General features: G+C 40.7%; 14 protein-coding genes and 2 tRNA genes. 6 read left to right on the top strand and 10 right to left on the bottom strand.

Annotation, left to right across the window (positions count from 1 at the left end):
• Nucleotides 1–7: 7 nt before the first annotated feature.
• From ACXAFE_RS06240 to ACXAFE_RS06225, 4 genes are read right to left on the bottom strand one after another with little or no spacing between them, the layout of a single operon-like run.
• Nucleotides 8–1,501, bottom strand: a complete 1,494-nt coding sequence (locus ACXAFE_RS06240) for an MFS transporter (protein ID WP_475150148.1) — start codon at nt 1,499–1,501, stop codon at nt 8–10.
• 3 nt (nt 1,502–1,504) lie between these two features.
• Nucleotides 1,505–3,307, bottom strand: coding sequence for an alpha-amylase family glycosyl hydrolase (locus ACXAFE_RS06235; protein ID WP_475150144.1), 1,803 nt, complete (start codon nt 3,305–3,307; stop codon nt 1,505–1,507).
• Complete coding sequence (locus ACXAFE_RS06230; protein WP_475150141.1) at nt 3,308–4,804, bottom strand: tryptophan halogenase family protein; 1,497 nt, start codon at nt 4,802–4,804, stop codon at nt 3,308–3,310.
• A 54-nt stretch (nt 4,805–4,858) separates the two neighbouring features.
• On the bottom strand, nt 4,859–7,654 hold the full coding sequence (locus ACXAFE_RS06225; RefSeq protein WP_475150136.1) for a TonB-dependent receptor: 2,796 nt from the start codon (nt 7,652–7,654) through the stop codon (nt 4,859–4,861).
• Between the two features lie 646 nt (nt 7,655–8,300).
• Between ACXAFE_RS06225 and ACXAFE_RS06220 the strand changes: the two genes are divergently transcribed.
• Entirely contained in the window at nt 8,301–9,911 is a 1,611-nt protein-coding gene (locus ACXAFE_RS06220; RefSeq protein WP_475150133.1) for an alpha-glucosidase, read from the top strand.
• 114 nt (nt 9,912–10,025) lie between these two features.
• Here ACXAFE_RS06220 and ACXAFE_RS06215 read toward each other — a convergent pair whose 3' ends face one another.
• The 5 genes from ACXAFE_RS06215 to ACXAFE_RS06195 form a co-directional block, all read right to left on the bottom strand.
• Nucleotides 10,026–10,646: an SDR family oxidoreductase gene (locus ACXAFE_RS06215; protein ID WP_475150128.1), complete on the bottom strand. Its 621-nt coding sequence runs from the start codon at nt 10,644–10,646 to the stop codon at nt 10,026–10,028.
• Entirely contained in the window at nt 10,624–11,067 is a 444-nt protein-coding gene (locus ACXAFE_RS06210; RefSeq protein WP_054980145.1) for an FAD synthase family protein, read from the bottom strand. The genes ACXAFE_RS06215 and ACXAFE_RS06210 overlap by 23 nt, the downstream gene beginning before the upstream one ends.
• Before the next feature lie 21 nt (nt 11,068–11,088).
• Nucleotides 11,089–12,159 carry a CDP-glycerol glycerophosphotransferase family protein gene (locus tag ACXAFE_RS06205; protein WP_475150126.1) on the bottom strand — a complete coding sequence of 357 codons (1,071 nt, stop codon included), beginning with the start codon at nt 12,157–12,159 and terminating at the stop codon, nt 11,089–11,091.
• Between the two features lie 68 nt (nt 12,160–12,227).
• The gene (locus ACXAFE_RS06200; protein WP_475150120.1) at nt 12,228–13,277 is read right to left on the bottom strand and encodes a CDP-glycerol glycerophosphotransferase family protein; all 1,050 of its coding nucleotides are present in this window, start codon (nt 13,275–13,277) and stop codon (nt 12,228–12,230) included.
• Nucleotides 13,278–13,322: 45 nt separating this feature from the next.
• A complete protein-coding gene (locus tag ACXAFE_RS06195) occupies nt 13,323–14,612 on the bottom strand; it encodes an NCS2 family permease (protein WP_475150118.1) in 1,290 nt (429 codons plus the stop codon).
• Nucleotides 14,613–14,868: 256 nt separating this feature from the next.
• Here ACXAFE_RS06195 and ACXAFE_RS06190 point away from each other — a divergent pair, with 256 nt between their 5' ends.
• The 3 genes from ACXAFE_RS06190 to ACXAFE_RS06180 all read left to right on the top strand — a co-directional run bounded on the left by ACXAFE_RS06190 (nt 14,869) and on the right by ACXAFE_RS06180 (nt 16,349).
• Nucleotides 14,869–15,339: a tetratricopeptide repeat protein gene (locus tag ACXAFE_RS06190; protein WP_475150117.1), complete on the top strand. Its 471-nt coding sequence runs from the start codon at nt 14,869–14,871 to the stop codon at nt 15,337–15,339.
• An 83-nt stretch (nt 15,340–15,422) separates the two neighbouring features.
• On the top strand, nt 15,423–15,860 hold the full coding sequence (locus ACXAFE_RS06185) for a SulA-like leucine-rich domain-containing protein (protein ID WP_010560277.1): 438 nt from the start codon (nt 15,423–15,425) through the stop codon (nt 15,858–15,860).
• Between the two features lie 30 nt (nt 15,861–15,890).
• On the top strand, nt 15,891–16,349 hold the full coding sequence (locus ACXAFE_RS06180) for a YchJ family protein (RefSeq protein ID WP_475150114.1): 459 nt from the start codon (nt 15,891–15,893) through the stop codon (nt 16,347–16,349).
• A 498-nt stretch (nt 16,350–16,847) separates the two neighbouring features.
• Here ACXAFE_RS06180 and ACXAFE_RS06175 read toward each other — a convergent pair whose 3' ends face one another.
• Nucleotides 16,848–17,357, bottom strand: a complete 510-nt coding sequence (locus tag ACXAFE_RS06175; protein WP_475150112.1) for a VC2046/SO_2500 family protein — start codon at nt 17,355–17,357, stop codon at nt 16,848–16,850.
• A 112-nt stretch (nt 17,358–17,469) separates the two neighbouring features.
• On the opposite strand from ACXAFE_RS06175, the gene ACXAFE_RS06170 reads away from it, so the two are divergent.
• A tRNA-Tyr gene (locus ACXAFE_RS06170) sits at nt 17,470–17,554 on the top strand.
• A 506-nt stretch (nt 17,555–18,060) separates the two neighbouring features.
• A tRNA-Tyr gene (locus ACXAFE_RS06165) sits at nt 18,061–18,145 on the top strand.
• Nucleotides 18,146–18,158: the final 13 nt, after the last annotated feature.

Raw genomic sequence — 18,158 nt, 5'->3', positions numbered from 1 at the left:
TTGTCATTTACTTGTTATAGGTCACACGGGTTACCGCAATGGCAGCAATCAAGTATGAAACGCCACCGAGAGAAAGTGCATAAATTGCTTCGCCATCGAATACAAAGCGCACTAATGCGCCTAAAATAGTTGCTGCTAACATTTGCGGAATAACGATAAAGAAGTTGAAAATGCCCATATACACACCCATTTTATTGCTCGGCAAGGCGTTACTGAGCATGGCATATGGTAGAGATAAAACAGACGCCCAAACAAAGCCGATGGCTATCATGGCATAAATAAGATGATCGCTATTCGAAATAAAGGCAAAGCTCAACATGCCGCCAGCGCCAAGCAATAAATTGATCATATGACTCACTTTTAAGCCAAGCTTTTTCACCATTAACGGAATAACAATTGCGGCAATTACTGAAAAGCCGTTGTAGGCTGCAAATAAAACTCCTACCCAGTCAGCGCCGTCGTTATACGCTTTTGATGCAACATCGCTACTGCCAAAGTGAAAACTGGTTACTGCAGGTGTAGTGTAAATCCACATAGCAAAAAGGGCAAACCAACTAAAAAACTGTACAACGGCCAATTGTTTCATGGTGCTTGGCATGCTCATCATGTCAGACATCACCGTATAAAAACCGTTTTGCGTTTTACCACGAGTTTGCATGCTGTTTGAAAGTAAAAAGAGCCCACCAAATACACTCAGCGCGCCGCCTAAGAATACGATGTCTTTGCCAAGCGATAGCACATACACTGCCGCCAAAACTAACAAGCCTAAGCCAAGTAATGCCACACCAATGCGAGCAAACGGTAAGAGCCCTTGGTTTGAATATGCAAGTGTTACTTGTGGATCTTCATACTTCGCCAGCTCTTCAGGGCTATATTCTTTGGTGGTGACAATGGTCCAAAGTACCGCAACCAGTAATACCACAGCACCAAAATAGAATGAAAAGGTTACTGATTCGGGAATAACACCAGCTTCTGCTGTATTGCTAATACCAAACCAATTAGTCATCATCCAAGGCAGTGCCGATGCAACAACGGCGCCAACACCAATGAAAAAGCTCTGCATGGCATAACCCATACCGCGTTGTTTTTTCGGCAGGTTGTCACCTACAAGTGCACGGAACGGTTCCATCGTCACGTTGATAGCGGCATCCATAATCCACAACATACCCGCCGCAATCCATAAACTTGGGGAATTGGGCATAATACACAGCGCTAATGTCGTTGCTAGTGCACCGTATAAAAAGAAAGGTCTGCGACGACCTAATTTACCCCAAGTGCGGTCACTAAAATAACCAACAATCGGCTGCACAATTAAACCTGTAAGCGGCGCCGCAATCCATAAAATAGGGATCTCATCGATATTTGCACCTAAAGTTTGGAAAATACGGCTCACATTGCCATTTTGCAGAGCAAAACCAAATTGAATGCCCATAAAACCAAAACACATATTCCATATTTGCCAAAACGACAGGGTTGGTTTGTCTTGCACGGGTGTTGTCATAAATTACTCCACTACCACAACTACTGCGCCCTCGGGCACTAGTGTGAAGTTAGTTGTTTTATTATTAGTTTGAATTTTGTTATTGCCAGCAAAGCGCAACAGGTTTGCTGGCGTCACATAATATGGCAATGTAACTGACTGCGCTTTATCGCCAAAATTAGCAAGTATCAGCAAGGTGTTATGCTCACTTTTACGTATAAAGCCAATCACCTTATCTTTAGCCTCACCTAGCTCACTGGTTATATCAATCAGCGAACCTTGTTTAATGGCATCGCGCTTGGCCAAATTTAATAATGTTTTATAGAATTCGCGTAGCGCTTTTTGTTGGTCTGATAACAAGCCACCATCAAATTTGCCATTATTCACCCATTTTTGATGTTGAGGCACGCCAACATAATCAAAAATGCTGGTACGTGTTGGGCTACCAAACCCGGCGTTTTCTGCGCCTGGTTCCCCTACTTCTTGACCAAAGTAAATTAAGCTAGGTGATTGGCTGATAAGGTGCGAAACCACCATCGCGGGTTTGCCTTTATCCATATCGCCAACAAAATCAGGGCTCGCAATGCGCTGCTCATCATGGTTTTCTAAAAAGTTGAGCATATGTGGCGCAATGTCATTTACTTCGTGGTGAACGGGCATTAAAGTCGTTGCCGATTGCTTACCTTGCATGATCCACTTTAACGTATCGTAAAAACCGACTTTGTCGTAGAGATAATCCATTTTACCTAAGTGGATATAATCACGATAAAGTGTTGGATTGTATACTTCAGCAATTAATGTTGCCTCTGGGTTTTTAGTTTTAATATGCGCATTTAAGTAGCTCCAAAATTCTACGGGTACCATTTCAGCCATATCATAGCGAAAACCATCAACCCCTTTGTCTAACCAATAAAACGCAATATCACGCATTTTGTGCCAGCTGCTTGGTAGCTCTTTATCTTGCCAAAACGCGACGACATCGCGATAGCTTTTAGTTGCGTATTCGCTTGGTAATATCGCAAAGTCATAACTGCCATCAGGTTTAACACCGTAGTTTACTTTTACTGTTTCATACCAGTCATTAAAATCTGGCTGCGCCTCGCGAGAGCCATTACCTGTCCATTTCGCTGGGTTTTCATCAAACTTTCCATCAACTAATGGGTGCGCATCACCGCCTAAAGGTAAATAATCTTCAGGGAATTTAGGCAGTGAAAACGCTGCTCCAGGAATATAGTAAAAATCATTAAACTTGGAATAAGTAACGCTGGTATCGTCCTTTTCACCTAAGCCAATCACACCTTTAGGTTTCGCAATAGACTCATAGCGGCGCGCAACATGATTTGGCACGATATCAATAACTACTTTTAAACCCGCAGCATGACTTCGTTTAATCAGTGCTTCAAACTCTTCAATACGCTTGGCTGGATTATTTGCAAGGTCTGGATTAACTGAATAGTAATCTTTAATGGCATAAGGAGAGCCTGCACGTCCTTTTATCACATCGGGATCATCTAAACTAATACCAAACTGTGTGTAATCTTCGGCCATTGCATGATGAAGTACACCGGTATACCAAATATGGCTCACACCCAGATCTTTTATTTCATTAAGCGCTTTCGGGGTAAAATCAGCAAATTTTCCAACACCATTTTCGGCCTTGCTACCCCAGGGTTTATTGGTTGTATTTGTGTTGCCAAACAAACGAGTAAACACCTGATAAACAACCGGCTTTTGCACTTTGTTTTGTTCTGTTACAAGTTTAGATTGGGCACTGACACTATTTGACGCCAACATAAGCGCAAATAAGGCATACATCTTTTTTTTCATTTAATTACCAAATCGTTTTAAAAATTCATTATGGGTTGGTAGTTTGTCACTGGTGTGGGCAACCAAGGTTTTTAAGCTTTCAAGTAAGTCTTTAATTTGTGCATCATTTAAGTTATGCGCGAGTGGATGATATTGCGCTGGCGTAATGCCTTGCCCTAGCATCACTTGCTGCCACGCCACTTCACTAAACAACTCGTCATCTAGTCTAAAAAACAGGGCATTTTCAGAAAAAAGCTGCATTTTGTGGCGTAAACTGTTTGGCACGTCCATATCTTTACACTGGCGCCAAAAAGCACTGTCGGTGCGCTCGGTTAATTTGTAATGCAAAATAATAAAGTCGCGAATGCGTTCAAATTCAACCTGACTTTGACGATTAAACTCTGCTACAACTCCATCATTAATACCCAATAACGGAAAATGCTTTACGAGGCGAGTTGCCGCAGTTTGAATTAGGTGAATACTGGTTGATTCAAGTGGCTCTAAAAAGCCACTTGAAAGGCCTATCGCCACAACATTCTTATGCCATTGTTTTAAGCGACGGCCAGTGCGAAAGCGAATAAGCTTTGGCTCTGCAAGCGCCCTACCCGGCAAGTTACTTAGCAGTAATTGTTTTGCTTCATCATCTGAGAGATGATTGCTGGCGTAAACCAAACCATTACCAATGCGATTGGTTAGCGGAATTTGCCATTGCCAACCGGCATCATGTGCAATGGAACGTGTGTAGGGTTTAATTTCATTCTCACCATGGTCACACGGAACAGCCAAAGCGCTATCGCAGGGTAACCAATGGCGCCAATCTTCAAAGCCAACATTCAGGGTTTTATCAAGTAATAAGCCATGCAAACCAGAACAATCGACAAACAATTCACCCGTTACAACCTCTTGGTTTTCGAGGGTAAGTGATTTAATAAAGCCGTTATTATGGTGAGTTTCGACATGGGTTACTTTGCCTTCAATGCGCTTTACCCCAAGCTGCTCTGCGTGATTTCGCAAAAACTGTGCGTATAAACTCGCGTCAAAATGGTAAGCGTAGCTAGTCCCCGCTAATTTGGTATTTGGCAAATGTTGGAGCTTATCAAAGCGGTTGCGCTTTGCTGCTTGATAATTAATCGAGTAATCCCAAAAGCTACTAGTATCGCCCTGCTCTTTGGCTTTAAGCCAATAATTCAAAAAATTGCAAAATGGAAAGTCCTTACCAAAACTGCCAAACGCATGCATATAATGCTCGCCTTGTTGACCCCAGTTTTCAAACTGAATGCCAAGCTTAATAGTCGCGTTGGTTGCTTTGATAAAGGCTTTTTCATCAATGCCAATGGCGGCATTAAAAGGAATGATAGGAGGAATGGTTGCTTCGCCAACGCCAATTGTAGCGATGTCTTTTGACTCAACTAGCGTAATAGAAATCTGCTTGCCAAGTACTTTTGCAAGTAAGCTTGCAGTAAGCCAGCCAGCAGTACCACCGCCGACAATGACAACATTGTTGATTTGATTTGTCATGGTAACCTCAGATAAAAACAAAGCCCTTTTCAGGGCTTTGTTGCAACATTCAGATTAGAACTGGTAGTTCACACCTAGCAAGAAAGTGCGACCATAGTCTTGGTAATCACGTACTTGCAATGCGTTATCACCTGATAACGAGATAAACGGTTCTTCAGTAATGTTTTGTACTTGGAAAGTCACCGTCATGCCCTCTAGGCTCTTTAAGCCACTTTCAGAAAAGTCATAACCAATTTGTGCATCCCAAATCGTCTCGCCTTGAATATCAACTTGCTGAGAGTCAAAACCGCGGCCATAAACGTCACCTTTAAAGTCATCACGTTTACGCATGCTAGCACGCGCTTGGAAACCGTAGTTTTCATAATAGAAAGTTAGGTTTTGAATGCTCTTAGATAAACCTGGAATTTCATAATCATTGCCATCTTGGTCAACCATGTCTGAGCTATTAACAGTATGACTTGCAATTAAACCAAAACCATCCAGTGCATCAGCAAAATAGTTAAATGGTAATGTTACTGAGAACTCAGCACCTTTAACCGTGCCGTCGCCACCGTTTACTTTACCATTACCTGTACCATCTGGGTTAGCAGGTACTAGACCTGTTGATGGATCTGCAACACCTGTCATATCGATTGAATAGCTACCATCAAAGATCCAGTCTTTTAAATCTTTATGATAAAGCGCGATAGCAAAATAACCTTCTGGGCTAAAGTAGTTTTCATAGCTTAGGTCAAAGTTAATTGCTTGGTATGGTTCAAGTGACGGGTTACCGCCATTCACTACCCAGTTGCTACCATTTTCGTCTGGCTGCTGATTGTAAGTAGCATTAACCGACGCATTCATTTCATCCATACGTGCACGTGAAATCGTCTTAGCAGCGCCAAAACGTACCGACTGTTCATCATCAATCGACAATGACAGGTTTAAGCTTGGTAATAGATGTGCGTAATCGTGTTCAATATGCGTTGGCGATGTAATAACTTTGCCGTCTTGTGTATTGAAAGCGTTACCTTGCGATTCTTGCTCAGTTTTAACATAGCGAAGACCTGCATTACCAGTTAACGGCATACCAGCAACTTCAGTATCAATATTTGCTTTAACAAAGGCACTGGTTAATTGCTCTTTAACCGTCCACGATTTAGTCGCGTGGCTTGGGTCGGTTAGGCTTTCTGCCAGTAAATCGTAGTAACCATCTTCAACCATTGCGCGTGAGTTAAACGCAATCATGTCGCCCATACCAATGAAATCTAGGTTAGCCGTACCTAAACGGTACTCTTCTGGCACCATCATCATACCTGGGTTATCTAACGAGAAGCTTGATACTGTTAAGAAGTAACCTTCAGAACGCTTGGTTTTTTCACGTTCACTATAAGACAAACCAAATTCAACAGACGTTACATAATCATTTTCAAGTACTTTGGTAGCAGCTAGGCGAAGTGCATTGAGTTCATCGTCGACTTCTGGTGTATTTAAAAAGCCGTCTTGCAATTGGTTTTCATATTCAGTACCAACAACGCCGTATTTTTCATTAAGTGCAGAGCTCCAACCCCAAGAAAGTGGGCCGCCAAGTTGAATTAAATTATAATCACTATAATCCAGCTCATGGCTAAAGGTTGCGCCTGTATTTCCAGAGTTGAATGCGTAACCTAGATTATCTGCAATACCACGAGCATCGCCACGCCCTGTGCCTGCATAACTTTCCATACTCCAGATTTCACGCTCAACACTTGAGTGACTTGCATCGAACTCAAGTGACCAAGAATCATTTAAATCGTACTCTAGATTAAAACCAAATGATGTGAGTTCAGCGCTGCGATCTTCGTAGTCATTACGTACTACAACGCGCTGCCCTTCAGTAATTGCTGATGTAACAAAGCCTGTTGCTGGGTCTACAACTGCGTTATCAGCACTGATTGAACCTTGACCCCAAGCAAATGGCACTTCGATACCACGGAGAATTTTTTCATCTACAAAATCTACATATAAGCTATCAAATACCATACGTAGGTTTTCACTTGGCGCATATTCAATAACCGCCATAACAGAATCACGTTCTAAAGTAGATGAGCGTACAAACGGTTTTGCTCCACCTAAAATTGAATAGGTATTGCCATCATCACCCGTGAATTCAGGGTAGCCCCAAGAATTCCAACGCTTTTCTTGGTTTGGTGATGACATTGTATTAAATGCAACAGCCACACCTAGGGTGTTATCGGCAAATTGGTCGATGTAAGACAGTGTACCGCGAAAGCCATTATCGTCAGCATCTGGATTTAATTTTTCAAAGCCTGTTTGCTCATACATGGCGTTAACTTTGATAACGCGCTCATCCATTGATAGCGGCTTAATTGTTTGTAAATCAATAACGCCAGCAAGGCCCGATGCTTCTAAATCGGCACTCGGCGTTTTATAAACCGTTACCGCGCTCATGATTTCTGATGGGTATAAATCTAATTCTGCACCGCGGTTATCGGTAATCGATACTTGTTCACGACCATTAAATGTTGTACCAACATGGTCTTCGCCAAAGCCACGAATAGTAACGCGACTGGCGCGACCGTCTAAGCGCTGAGCGGCTAGACCCGGTAAGCGTGCAATTGATTCTGCGATTGAAGAATCAGGTAATTTACCGATGTCTTCTGCTGATACTGATTCAACCACTTCTGGTGAAAAGCGCTTGGTGTTAATGGCTTTAACTAAACTTGCGCGAAAGCCTGTAACCTCAATAACCTCAACTTCTTTTTCTTGTTCTTTATCGTTGTTTTGGTTCTCTGCAGCATATAAATTTGCAGAGCCTACACCTGCTGCGACCATTGCCAGCGTCAGCATACTTGGTTTGAAAATAGACATAAATTTTGTTCCCGATTGACTATTGCTAGTGCAAATCATGGTGCGAAATAACATCACTAAACGAATATAGCTTACTGACAGTATTTGTAGCAGTTGCACCAAATGAGTTCGCGTTTGTTGCCGACAGTGATAGTAACGCTATAAATTTAGCAACCACAACAAACTGCATACGTATTCAAATTTATGCAATGGCGCTTTTAGTTACAAATATTTTACATTTATTATTTGTTATACATTGATTAATAAGTGTTTTTTAAAAGTAGCATCAAACAAAACGTTAACTTAAAGAAAATGACATAAAATCATCATAAATACGGGCCAATTCAGTGCAAATTCAGCACAAAGTGATTATAACCTGCACTTGAAAGGTGCAATACAAAACCAATGATAAATTGGTATTACCAATTTAAAGCTTTATTTTAGTGTATCTTAACAATAAATACTAAAATTGGTTATTTAGTGTGACCAATAAGCGCCTATCGAAAAGCTTCTCTTCTTACAACTATTTTCACTGCATACGTATGTAGGCTTTTTACTCACAGCCGTTATATGACGTAAGCTGACCGTTATTCGCAGTAAACAGATACTGTGAAATGGCAACGAGAACGTAAAAAAGCATTTAGCATCAAATAGTAATGAGAAAACGATGTCGAAACTAACAGCGCAACTAAATTGGTGGAAAGGCGCGGTAATTTACCAAATCTACCCACGCAGCTTTCAAGACACTACAAATAATGGTGTTGGCGATTTACAGGGAATAATTAAGCGACTTGATTATATTAAAGCGCTTGGTGTTGACGCTGTATGGATTTCGCCGTTTTTTAAGTCGCCAATGAAAGATTTTGGTTACGACATAAGCGACTATCGCGATATCGACCCATTATTTGGCTCACTTGCTGATTTTGACGAACTAATCGCGCAGGCTCATCAGCGCGATATTAAAATTGTGATTGACCAAGTATTAAGTCATACCTCAGATCAACACCCTTGGTTTTTAGAGAGTCGTGAAAACAAAACTAACGATAAAGCCGATTGGTATGTGTGGGCAGACGCTAATGAAGATGGTTCACCGCCAAATAACTGGTTATCAATTTTCGGCGGTTGTGCTTGGCAATGGGAACCGCGTCGCTGCCAATACTATTTGCATAACTTTTTAACCCAACAGCCCGATTTAAACTTCCACAATGAAGATGTGCGCAATGCCGTATTAGATAACGTTGAGTTTTGGTTAGCTCGCGGTGTAGATGGCTTCCGTTTAGATGCCATTAACTTTTGCTATCACGACGCGCAACTGCGCGATAATCCTGCAAAGCCAAAGCATTTAAGGCAAGGCCGTGGGTTTAGTGAAGATAATCCATACGCATTTCAATATCACTATTACAACAACACCCAGCCTGAAAATCTCGCGTTTATGCAAGCTATTCGTACGCTAATGAACAAATACCCGGGCGCTGTGACCCTGGGTGAAATTTCATCTGAAGATTCACTTGCCACCATGAATGAGTACACAGCAGGTGGCGACAAACTGCACATGGGTTACAGTTTTGAGCTATTAACAAAAGACTACAGCCCAAGTTACATTCGAAACACAGTTGAAACCCTTGAGTCGCAAATGACTGAAGGTTGGCCATGTTGGGCATTTAGCAATCACGATGTAGAACGCGTTGCGTCGCGTTGGAGTAAGAACGGTATTGTTAATCATGAGCAAGTGAAAATGCTACATGCGTTACTTGCAAGTTTGCGTGGCAGTGTGTGTTTGTACCAAGGTGAAGAATTAGGCTTAGGTGAAGCTGAAATCACCTTTGAGCAATTACAAGATCCTTATGGCATTACCTTCTGGCCAAACTTTAAAGGCCGCGATGGCTGTCGTACGCCATTACCTTGGCAGCGCGAAAATGAATTCGGGGGTTTCTCAACTGTTGAACCTTGGTTACCGGTGGTTGACGCGCATAAAGATGTCGCGATTGACGCTCAACAAGCTGACGAAACGTCTGCGCTAGTGCATTGCCAACAATTTTTAGCTTGGCGCAAGCAACATGGTGCACTGCTTTTTGGTGACATTAAATTCACCCAAAGCGACGAACATATCTTAGGCTTTGAGCGCAGCTATAACGGCAAAACATTAGTCTGTTATTTCAACCTAGGCGAGCAAAACCAAACGGTTGAAGTACAAGGTAAAGAAATTAAATCACACCACTATGAGAGCGAGACATTAAGTAGCTTTGGCTATGTGATATTTGCAAAAGAGGACGAGTAAAAGTTACTAATGCAGGGTAAATGGAATTACCATTTTAACTAATTGAAAGAATTACGTATTGTTCTTCCCATGTGAACGTAAGGCTAACCCATCTGGGTTAGCCTTTTTTTTGAATTATGGATTAAGTACAAACTCGTTTTTACGAATAAACAGTACATCACCACTTTGGTATTGCCCGTTCAGAACATCAACGACATGTTTGCTAAACTCGCTACACGTCATGATATTGTTGTTAGGAATATTAAACTTATCCCTAAACTTAGTTTCAATTGCACCGGGTGCCATGCAGATCACGTCGAAGCCATCATTTGCCATACTTTTACTTAACGTAATTACACCTGCTTTTGAGCTGCAATACGATGACCAATCTTTATAAGCGTTAAAGCCAGCAGTCGATGAAATATTAATGATCAGTGTATTTTGATTATTTTTCAGCGCGTATTTACTTACCAAATAGGTGCCAATTAAATTCACTGAAATATCTTGGATCCACTCAGCTGAATCAGATTCAAGTAATCGATTTGGGTGAATGCAGCCCGCATTATTAATGACAACGTCGAACGCCTTACCTTCAAAATAAGACTCTACTTCGCTATCTTGCGTTACATCTAATTGTTGGCGTGACACTAAGGTAATATCAAAAGCATCGCTAAATTCGTTGGCAAAACTTTGAGCCCAATCACCGCCACCACCAGTAATTAAAATTGATTTTTTAGACGATATCTGGGTTTTCATGTTTATCCGATTTATCAATTAAGTTTCTGTATTGATCGTAAATACGCTCTTTTAGGTTAGAGCTACTCACACCAGCACCATACGGGAAATAAAATACTTTTACACCAAGATCGCGGAGGTAATCATATTTACCACGCCAATCATCGCCTACCACAAAAATATCGATATTCAGATCTTTTATGCGTTGTGTATGCTCTAACGAGCGCTGTGGAATAACCACATCAGGGTGTTTTAATGCTTCAACAATCGCAATACGCTCTTCAAAAGGTACGGCAGGTGGGTTTTTATAGCTACACACAAGCTCGTCGGTGCTTACCCCAACAATTAAGGTTTCGCCAAGTCCTCTGCCATATTCAATCATTTTCAAATGATTGCGGTGAAACAGGTCAAAAGTGCCTGATACGTAAACAATTTTACTCATAATATATTCTTTTAACTCGTGTTAATGTGAGATTAAATAATCACAAATACGCACTGCCGATTTACCATCTAGCTTGCCCACGTACTCATCACATATTTGCTTTCTTATTGACTGTTTGATTTGCGGGTTTTTAACCGCATTTGCAACTACTTCACTAAGTGCCTGATAACTCGCTGCCCTATCACAAAGTTCGTGAAACACTTTAATACTTTCATCTATGCGCTTTTTAAAACGGAACGATAATATACCGCGATAGCCCCAACGTAATTTATAGAAATCACACCAGATAACGGGTTTATCCAAGGCTGCAAATTCAAAAATAGCAGACGATGCATCGGACAGCATGACATCTGAAATAGCCATAAATTCCAGCAGGTTATACTCATCAACTCCTGCTAAATAGACATTATTACTGGCCGCCCACGATTCTAATATGGCTTTTTGTTTAGTGTAACGCGGTTTAGTTAGCGAGAAAAAGTGCGGCTTTAAAATAATGTTGTAGTCTGCAAAATCATTGGCAAAGTTCGCAGAAAATAGCTCTATTGAACTTGGATAAAATGTTGGCGCGTAGAGAATTGTCGGCTTGTTTTCATCTAAACCAAGCGCGCTTAATGAGAGCTTAAGTGATGTGCGATTAATCGCAGGATCGAGCTTGGCATAACCGCTATCTACAAAATTGCCGTTTGGAAACATGGCTTGAAGATTAGCTCGGCGCTTTTCACCTTCAACAAAGCGAACCGTAGTTGGGTTTTTCGATACATCGTAGTAACAGCTTTTAGGGCCTACGCCATGTTGCATCAATACCGTTTTGCTTGCACTATGGAGTTGCTCTAAATCAGATACTGCGTTACCAAATACAATCCAATCGGCTTTTTGTGCGAGATAATGTGCTAACGCATCTTGCCAATTGCCTACAATTTTGTAAGTTAACTGGGTGTCGTTTAAAGCGTTTTCAACAATGCGGTTTAAGTCATTGTCATCTGTTTTGTAAGCGACTAACTCAATATCTGTTTTATGCTGCTTTAATGCATCAATTACCGGTAAATACTGCGGTAAATAATACAGATGTTGAATATCAAAAATAACCTTCATTGAACTGCCTAAACGATTTATGTGACATTTTTATGATCTCACAAAAACTTAACATCAGGCAAAGCTTTTTAATTGAATTTCCAGTATTTGAGCTTTTTTCTTAGCTTAAAATTGCGAATAAAGTTAAGTGGCTTAGTTTTTTCGACATTAAGTTCACCAAGTAATACTTTCTCAACCGCATCCAGTACTCGCCCGCTCGATTGCCCATCACGATACGGATGCAATTGCTTTATATACTCGGCAATCTGATGAGTAAGGTCGTGTGGAGATTGCAATGCGTATGACAGCTTTTCTTCAAGTAAATCAGGCTTAGTGAAATTAACCATATACGGTTTAGGATCAATATTATTAAACGTTACGACCGGTTTATTTTGCACTAAAAACATTTGAATCACTGACGATGTATCACACAACATCACATCTGCCTGTTTAAGCAGCGGTAATACGTTATCGGTTTCAACAAACTGTAAATGTTCACTTTCAAGGGATTTATATTGCTCAACAATATGTCTTGGCATTTTAGGATGAAATTGCACGAGCCATTGCCAATTTCCCGTTGTGCTTAGTTTTTTAACTTGCTCGAACAAATGCGGTGCACACGTTAAATTACGAGAAAACGTCGAGCACATTAACACCGTTTTCTTACTCTTATTGGCTGTCGGCTCGGTTAGTGTGTCAGTAAATAATGGATCAAGCGTCGGCCAGCCTGTTTCGACCACATTAAAATAGCCATGTTGCTTGGCTAGCTGCTTGAACGGTTCGGTTGTATCTGGTCCTTGGGTGCAATATAAATCAAAGCATTGACGAATATTGAAATGATCATTATTACCGCGTCGATTTAACTTACCCGCGTTAAAACCATGGAACACCGCCACTTTAACACCTGGGAAAAAGCGCGGTACCGTATTACCAGGCACAAATACCGCATCGGGGTTAAATGCTTTTACCGCATCAACAGATTTAAGTACCAGCTCATCTTCTTTTAAATAGTTCGCATTAACTTCATTACCCCACAAGAACCAAGCAACCTCGCCACCACGGCGCCAAATTTCTTGTTGTAACGGGCGTAAAATCGCATAACTGTAATTTTGAGAGATAAAGAAAAGGTACTTACGCATAAATAATCCGTTGTGTTAAAAGGGCGAACAGCGCCCCGTTTATTTTTATAGTAGAGCAAACTTAACTACAAATAATATTGATAGTATCCAAACACTAATACTCACTTCTTCTGCGCGATTGCACATTACTTTTACTGCTGTGTAAGCAATAAAACCTAAAGCAATACCGTGCGCTATCGAAAACGTAAGCGGTGTCATTAATAATACAACGGCCACAGGCACGGCTTCTGTCATATCATCCCAATCAACCAGTTTTAAGTTTTGTAACATTAATACCGCTACATATAAAATTGCGCCAGCTGTGGCGTAAGCCGGTACCATGGCCGCAAGCGGTGCAAAGAACAGCATTAATAAAAAGCAGATACCAACAACAACAGCTGTTAAACCTGTTTTGCCGCCAACCGATACCCCAGCAACAGATTCAATATAAGAAGTCGTTGTTGATGTACCTAACGTTGCACCCGCGATCGTTGCGCAGCTATCTGCACTAAGAGCACGCCCCATACGTGGAATATTGCCTTTTTCATCAGCAATACCCGCTTTTTGTGACACCGCAACAAGTGTGCCTGATGTATCAAATAAATCGACAAAAAGGAAAGCAAAAATCACACTAAGCATTGATAGCTCTAGTGCGCTGGCAAAGTCTAGCTCCATCCAGGTCGGTGTAAGTGATGGTGGCATTGAAACAATGCCGTTGTATTCAACTAAACCAAGTGCTAACGCGATAGCGGTCACACCTAAAATACTAAACAGCACACCACTTTTAATATCTCGGTATAGAAGCGCAGCGATAAAAAAGAAACTAATAATAGCAAGTAACGGGCCCGCTTGGGTTATATCACCAAGTTGCACCAGGGTTGCAGGGCTTGCCACAATAATACCGGAGTTTTTAAGGGCGATTAACGCTAAGAATGCACCAATACCGGTGGCAATTGCGCGCTTTAAAACAAGAGGAATGGCATTAATAATCCACTCACGCACTTTAAATAAACTTAACAGTAAAAAGATAATGCCAGAGAAAAACACCGCGGCAAGTGCACTTTGCCAGCTGTAGCCCATACCTAGTACTACGCCATATGTGAAAAATGCGTTAAGCCCCATTCCCGGAGCCAGTGCGATTGGGTAATTGGCCCAAAATCCCATAATAAAACAACCAATTGCTGCGGCTAAACAGGTGGCTACAAATGCTGCGCCTTGGTCTATGCCTGCTTCGGTTAACATTGCAGGGTTTACAAATACGATGTACACCATAGTGACAAATGTGGTGATGCCAGCGATCACTTCACGTTTAACCGAACTGCCCTGTTGGTTAATTTTAAAAAGTTGCTCAAACATGATTTCGTTACTGTGTCTTAAGGGGGCGATGATCATACCAGTGACACAGCAAAAATTAAATTTTTAAGTCATTTCGAAATGAAATTAAGTGAAAAAAACAAAAGCTTCTAAACTTAGGGTAATTCATCACGCTTAGATTAAGATAAACGTTCACCACGCATGCTTTTTTAAAACACATTTTAATCGGAACGTTTCTAACAGTCACCGTAAAAAAGTTATTAACCTTGTCTTAGGTTAATTAGCAATAAGGAAGCATATGCCCGACGAAAATAAATCCGTTGATGTAGATTCGTTAACTATAGAGGAAGTAGAACATCTTATTCTCTCTACATTACTTGCAATCAAAAAAGAGCTGACACAAAAAGCACACACTATTGTAGAGCAAGATCCCGAGCGTTTGTTTGCAACTTCAGTCACTATGTCAAAAGCCAAAAATGATGTTGGAGCTGCCAAATATATGCGTTTCGCAGCCCTACAAGGTCATGTAAAAGCGCAGTTTTATTTAGGCATGATGTTTGCAAAAGGCGCCGGACTACCACAAAGCGTGTATCACGCATATACCTGGTTATACCTAGCTGAAAGCCAAGGCTCGATAGAAGCCGTAGAAGCAATTGGTAAGCTGCAGCCGCTACTCCAAGCAAAACAAATCACCGATGCAAAAAAGCAAGCCGCTGATTTATATGAGAATATTAATGACGCAATAATCCAATCTGAAAAAATTGTGTAAAAAATAACAAAAAGTGCTTGAAACAAAATACTGTATAAACTACTGTATAGATAATCCCACTGTATATTTAAACAGGTATCGTTATGTTACAAGCTCAACACCTTTCATCACAGCACGCTGTACAGGTTTCAACACAAGATACAGACAAGCTGAAAGTTATTAATGTGCAAGATGACATTCAAGAAACATTGGCACTTATTGAAATACTGCAAAAGCATACCTGCGAAAATAAATGGACACTGCTGCTAGCACCCGATGCAGTACCCAGTAAAACCCTGTTAGAAAGTTTATCTATCGACCACAGCAAACTGCTTATTATTCGCCAACGCCATCTTATTAATATTGAATACGTGGTTAATTCGGCGTTAAAAAATGGCAATTTTGGCGCAGTGGTATCGTGGACAAATATGCTTGATGAAGTAACGCTTAGTTCACTCTATGCAAACCAAACAGAGTTTAATGGATATTTCTACCACTTTGCAGCTAGCAAAGGTGTGACGGCAAACCCTACTCTCTGTTAAAATACTGGTTTTGAAAAACGAAATCTATTTATGTGTTACTGTGGAACAGCACAAGCATTTGAGCAATGTTGTGCACCCATCATCAATGGTGAAAAAAAAGCAGATAATGCAGAGCAGCTAATGCGCTCTCGCTATTCTGCATACTGTGTAAATAACAGTGAATATATTCATAACACCTATGCACTTGCTAAACGTGCCGAAAACAGTGTTAGAGAAATAAAGTTATTTGCCGAACTTGCTGATTTTATAAAGCTTACGGTGAATAGTTTTAATGAGCAAGGCGATTCAGCCAAAGTGCATTTTAAAGCAGAGTATATTTGCGACGGCTACTACTGCCAGCTTGAAGAAGTATCAAACTTTATTATTGAAGAAGATCAGTGGCGCTATTTAGACGGCACCCTTACTCCTCATAACGAAACTAAGCTAGGCAGAAACGATACCTGTCCGTGTGGTAGTGGTAAAAAGTTTAAAAAGTGTCATGGTAGCTAAGTAGGTCGTAATCATTTTTTAATGTACATAGTCTCAGTCTAAGCAACATTGTCGTAGCCTATCACCAAAATTAAGACGTTGACTGAAAGTTTTAATAGGGTAGCCCAATTAGATAGCGTCCCCTATTTCTCAACCCCCATCCACCAATACCAAAATACCCATTCTTTTAGATACATTCAGATAATGCACATGGATGATAATAATTGAGTTTCGCGATAAGTTTTTATGCAGTTTTTTCCGCTTAACTTTTCCTCTTGGCTTTTCTTCAAAGTTAAACTACGAACAAAAACCAAAGTATTTAGCGCACAAGCTAAGCCACTACCTGACCAACGACCACTCGCGCAACGCATTTTGAAAAAAGGCATAAACCCGTCAAATATATATTTAATAGCAAGGCAGCTATTAACTAGCACTATTTGAACAAAGATTAAAATTACAAAATACTGATTCAGTTAGTGTTTAATAAAACAGCCCTATGAGCCGTTACGGCAAGCTTTACTAAGCGACAGAAGCAAAGCTGTACTCTTGGCTCTTTTCAATACTTTGATAAAAATTGTCGACATCCATTTCGTTATTCCTAAGTCCAATTTGCTTAGCGCTGTGTAACTTCTTTTGTACCGCAGGCGGGCAATTATCAACAACTAAGGGCGGAATGTAGTTTTTATCATTCTTACAAGTGAAAGGTTCAGGCTTTAAACATTCATTAAATTGAATCGCGATTAACCCTTGGTTTTCTAACAATGTACGATTGTATTCACCAAGCAAGCCGTTAAACGGTTCACTTGCTAATGGCTTTTTCGGGCCTGCTGCGACCTTTGCGTATGAAAGAAGCGGATCAGCACTCGGTGACTTTTCGCTTTTTATTAGCTGAAATTGTGAAAACTCCGTCGCGTCATTACTTAATAAAGAAAGTAAAAGTGCAAAATCAGAATGGCGCTGCTCTTTAACACTGTGAGAAAGTTGCTCTCCAAGTTGCGCTTCATGTGTGATGATTTGTTCGATTTGCATCTTTAATAGTCAATCTGATTAATAACAAAGCTGTTATCGACAAAATTCAAAAAAACTTTAGCTTTAACCTTTACTTAATTTTTTAGTTTGTTAATATTCGCCTCGTTCTCGTGGAGGGGTTCCCGAGCGGCCAAAGGGATCAGACTGTAAATCTGACGGCATTGCCTTCGATGGTTCGAATCCGTCCCCCTCCACCACTTATCTTTTATTCCAAATTCCAAATTCCAAATTCCAAATTCCAAATTCCAAATTCCAAATTCCAAATTCCAAATTCCAAATTCCAAATTCCAAATTCCAAATTCCAAAAAGCGAAATGTTATCTGGTGCTAAGTCAACTTATTTAACTTATTGATATTCACATTAAGCGATTAATTGCATATGCATAATTTGAATTTAAACACCCAAAATTCTCTATTCTAACCCTTATCGAAAATGCGTATATTCACAGCGCGTAAATTAGCGCTAGGTTGCGTTAAGAAATAATCGAACGCCCCAACCAGACACTTATTACTCTTCTTTATTTAAGCAAGTTAGCTCGTACACGAGCGCCAAGGATGAATAACGAATTTGATTCTAGCCGTTATTCTGAACAGTTTTGTATGAAATTTAGCTGTTGTGATTGCATTTTGAGCGGTTGGCCACTTTTTTATAAAAAGTGCTTTACAGTAAGATAAAGCTTCACTAATATTGCGCCTACTTCAGTGGAGGGGTTCCCGAGCGGCCAAAGGGATCAGACTGTAAATCTGACGGCATTGCCTTCGATGGTTCGAATCCGTCCCCCTCCACCACTTTCTTTCTGAA

This window comes from Pseudoalteromonas sp. ABV4_021 (genome assembly GCF_056159365.1).
This window is presented reverse-complemented; position numbering and strand designations above follow the sequence as displayed.

What these genes read in the sequence shown, in the direction of transcription:
- ACXAFE_RS06240 (WP_475150148.1), bottom strand. Translation starts at nt 1,501, where the DNA reads ATGACAACACCCGTGCAAGACAAACCAACCCTGTCGTTTTGGCAAATA.
- ACXAFE_RS06235 (WP_475150144.1), bottom strand. Translation starts at nt 3,307, where the DNA reads ATGAAAAAAAAGATGTATGCCTTATTTGCGCTTATGTTGGCGTCAAAT.
- ACXAFE_RS06230 (WP_475150141.1), bottom strand. Translation starts at nt 4,804, where the DNA reads ATGACAAATCAAATCAACAATGTTGTCATTGTCGGCGGTGGTACTGCT.
- ACXAFE_RS06225 (WP_475150136.1), bottom strand. Translation starts at nt 7,654, where the DNA reads ATGTCTATTTTCAAACCAAGTATGCTGACGCTGGCAATGGTCGCAGCA.
- ACXAFE_RS06220 (WP_475150133.1), top strand. Translation starts at nt 8,301, where the DNA reads ATGTCGAAACTAACAGCGCAACTAAATTGGTGGAAAGGCGCGGTAATT.
- ACXAFE_RS06215 (WP_475150128.1), bottom strand. Translation starts at nt 10,646, where the DNA reads ATGAAAACCCAGATATCGTCTAAAAAATCAATTTTAATTACTGGTGGT.
- ACXAFE_RS06210 (WP_054980145.1), bottom strand. Translation starts at nt 11,067, where the DNA reads ATGAGTAAAATTGTTTACGTATCAGGCACTTTTGACCTGTTTCACCGC.
- ACXAFE_RS06205 (WP_475150126.1), bottom strand. Translation starts at nt 12,159, where the DNA reads ATGAAGGTTATTTTTGATATTCAACATCTGTATTATTTACCGCAGTAT.
- ACXAFE_RS06200 (WP_475150120.1), bottom strand. Translation starts at nt 13,277, where the DNA reads ATGCGTAAGTACCTTTTCTTTATCTCTCAAAATTACAGTTATGCGATT.
- ACXAFE_RS06195 (WP_475150118.1), bottom strand. Translation starts at nt 14,612, where the DNA reads ATGTTTGAGCAACTTTTTAAAATTAACCAACAGGGCAGTTCGGTTAAA.
- ACXAFE_RS06190 (WP_475150117.1), top strand. Translation starts at nt 14,869, where the DNA reads ATGCCCGACGAAAATAAATCCGTTGATGTAGATTCGTTAACTATAGAG.
- ACXAFE_RS06185 (WP_010560277.1), top strand. Translation starts at nt 15,423, where the DNA reads ATGTTACAAGCTCAACACCTTTCATCACAGCACGCTGTACAGGTTTCA.
- ACXAFE_RS06180 (WP_475150114.1), top strand. Translation starts at nt 15,891, where the DNA reads ATGTGTTACTGTGGAACAGCACAAGCATTTGAGCAATGTTGTGCACCC.
- ACXAFE_RS06175 (WP_475150112.1), bottom strand. Translation starts at nt 17,357, where the DNA reads ATGCAAATCGAACAAATCATCACACATGAAGCGCAACTTGGAGAGCAA.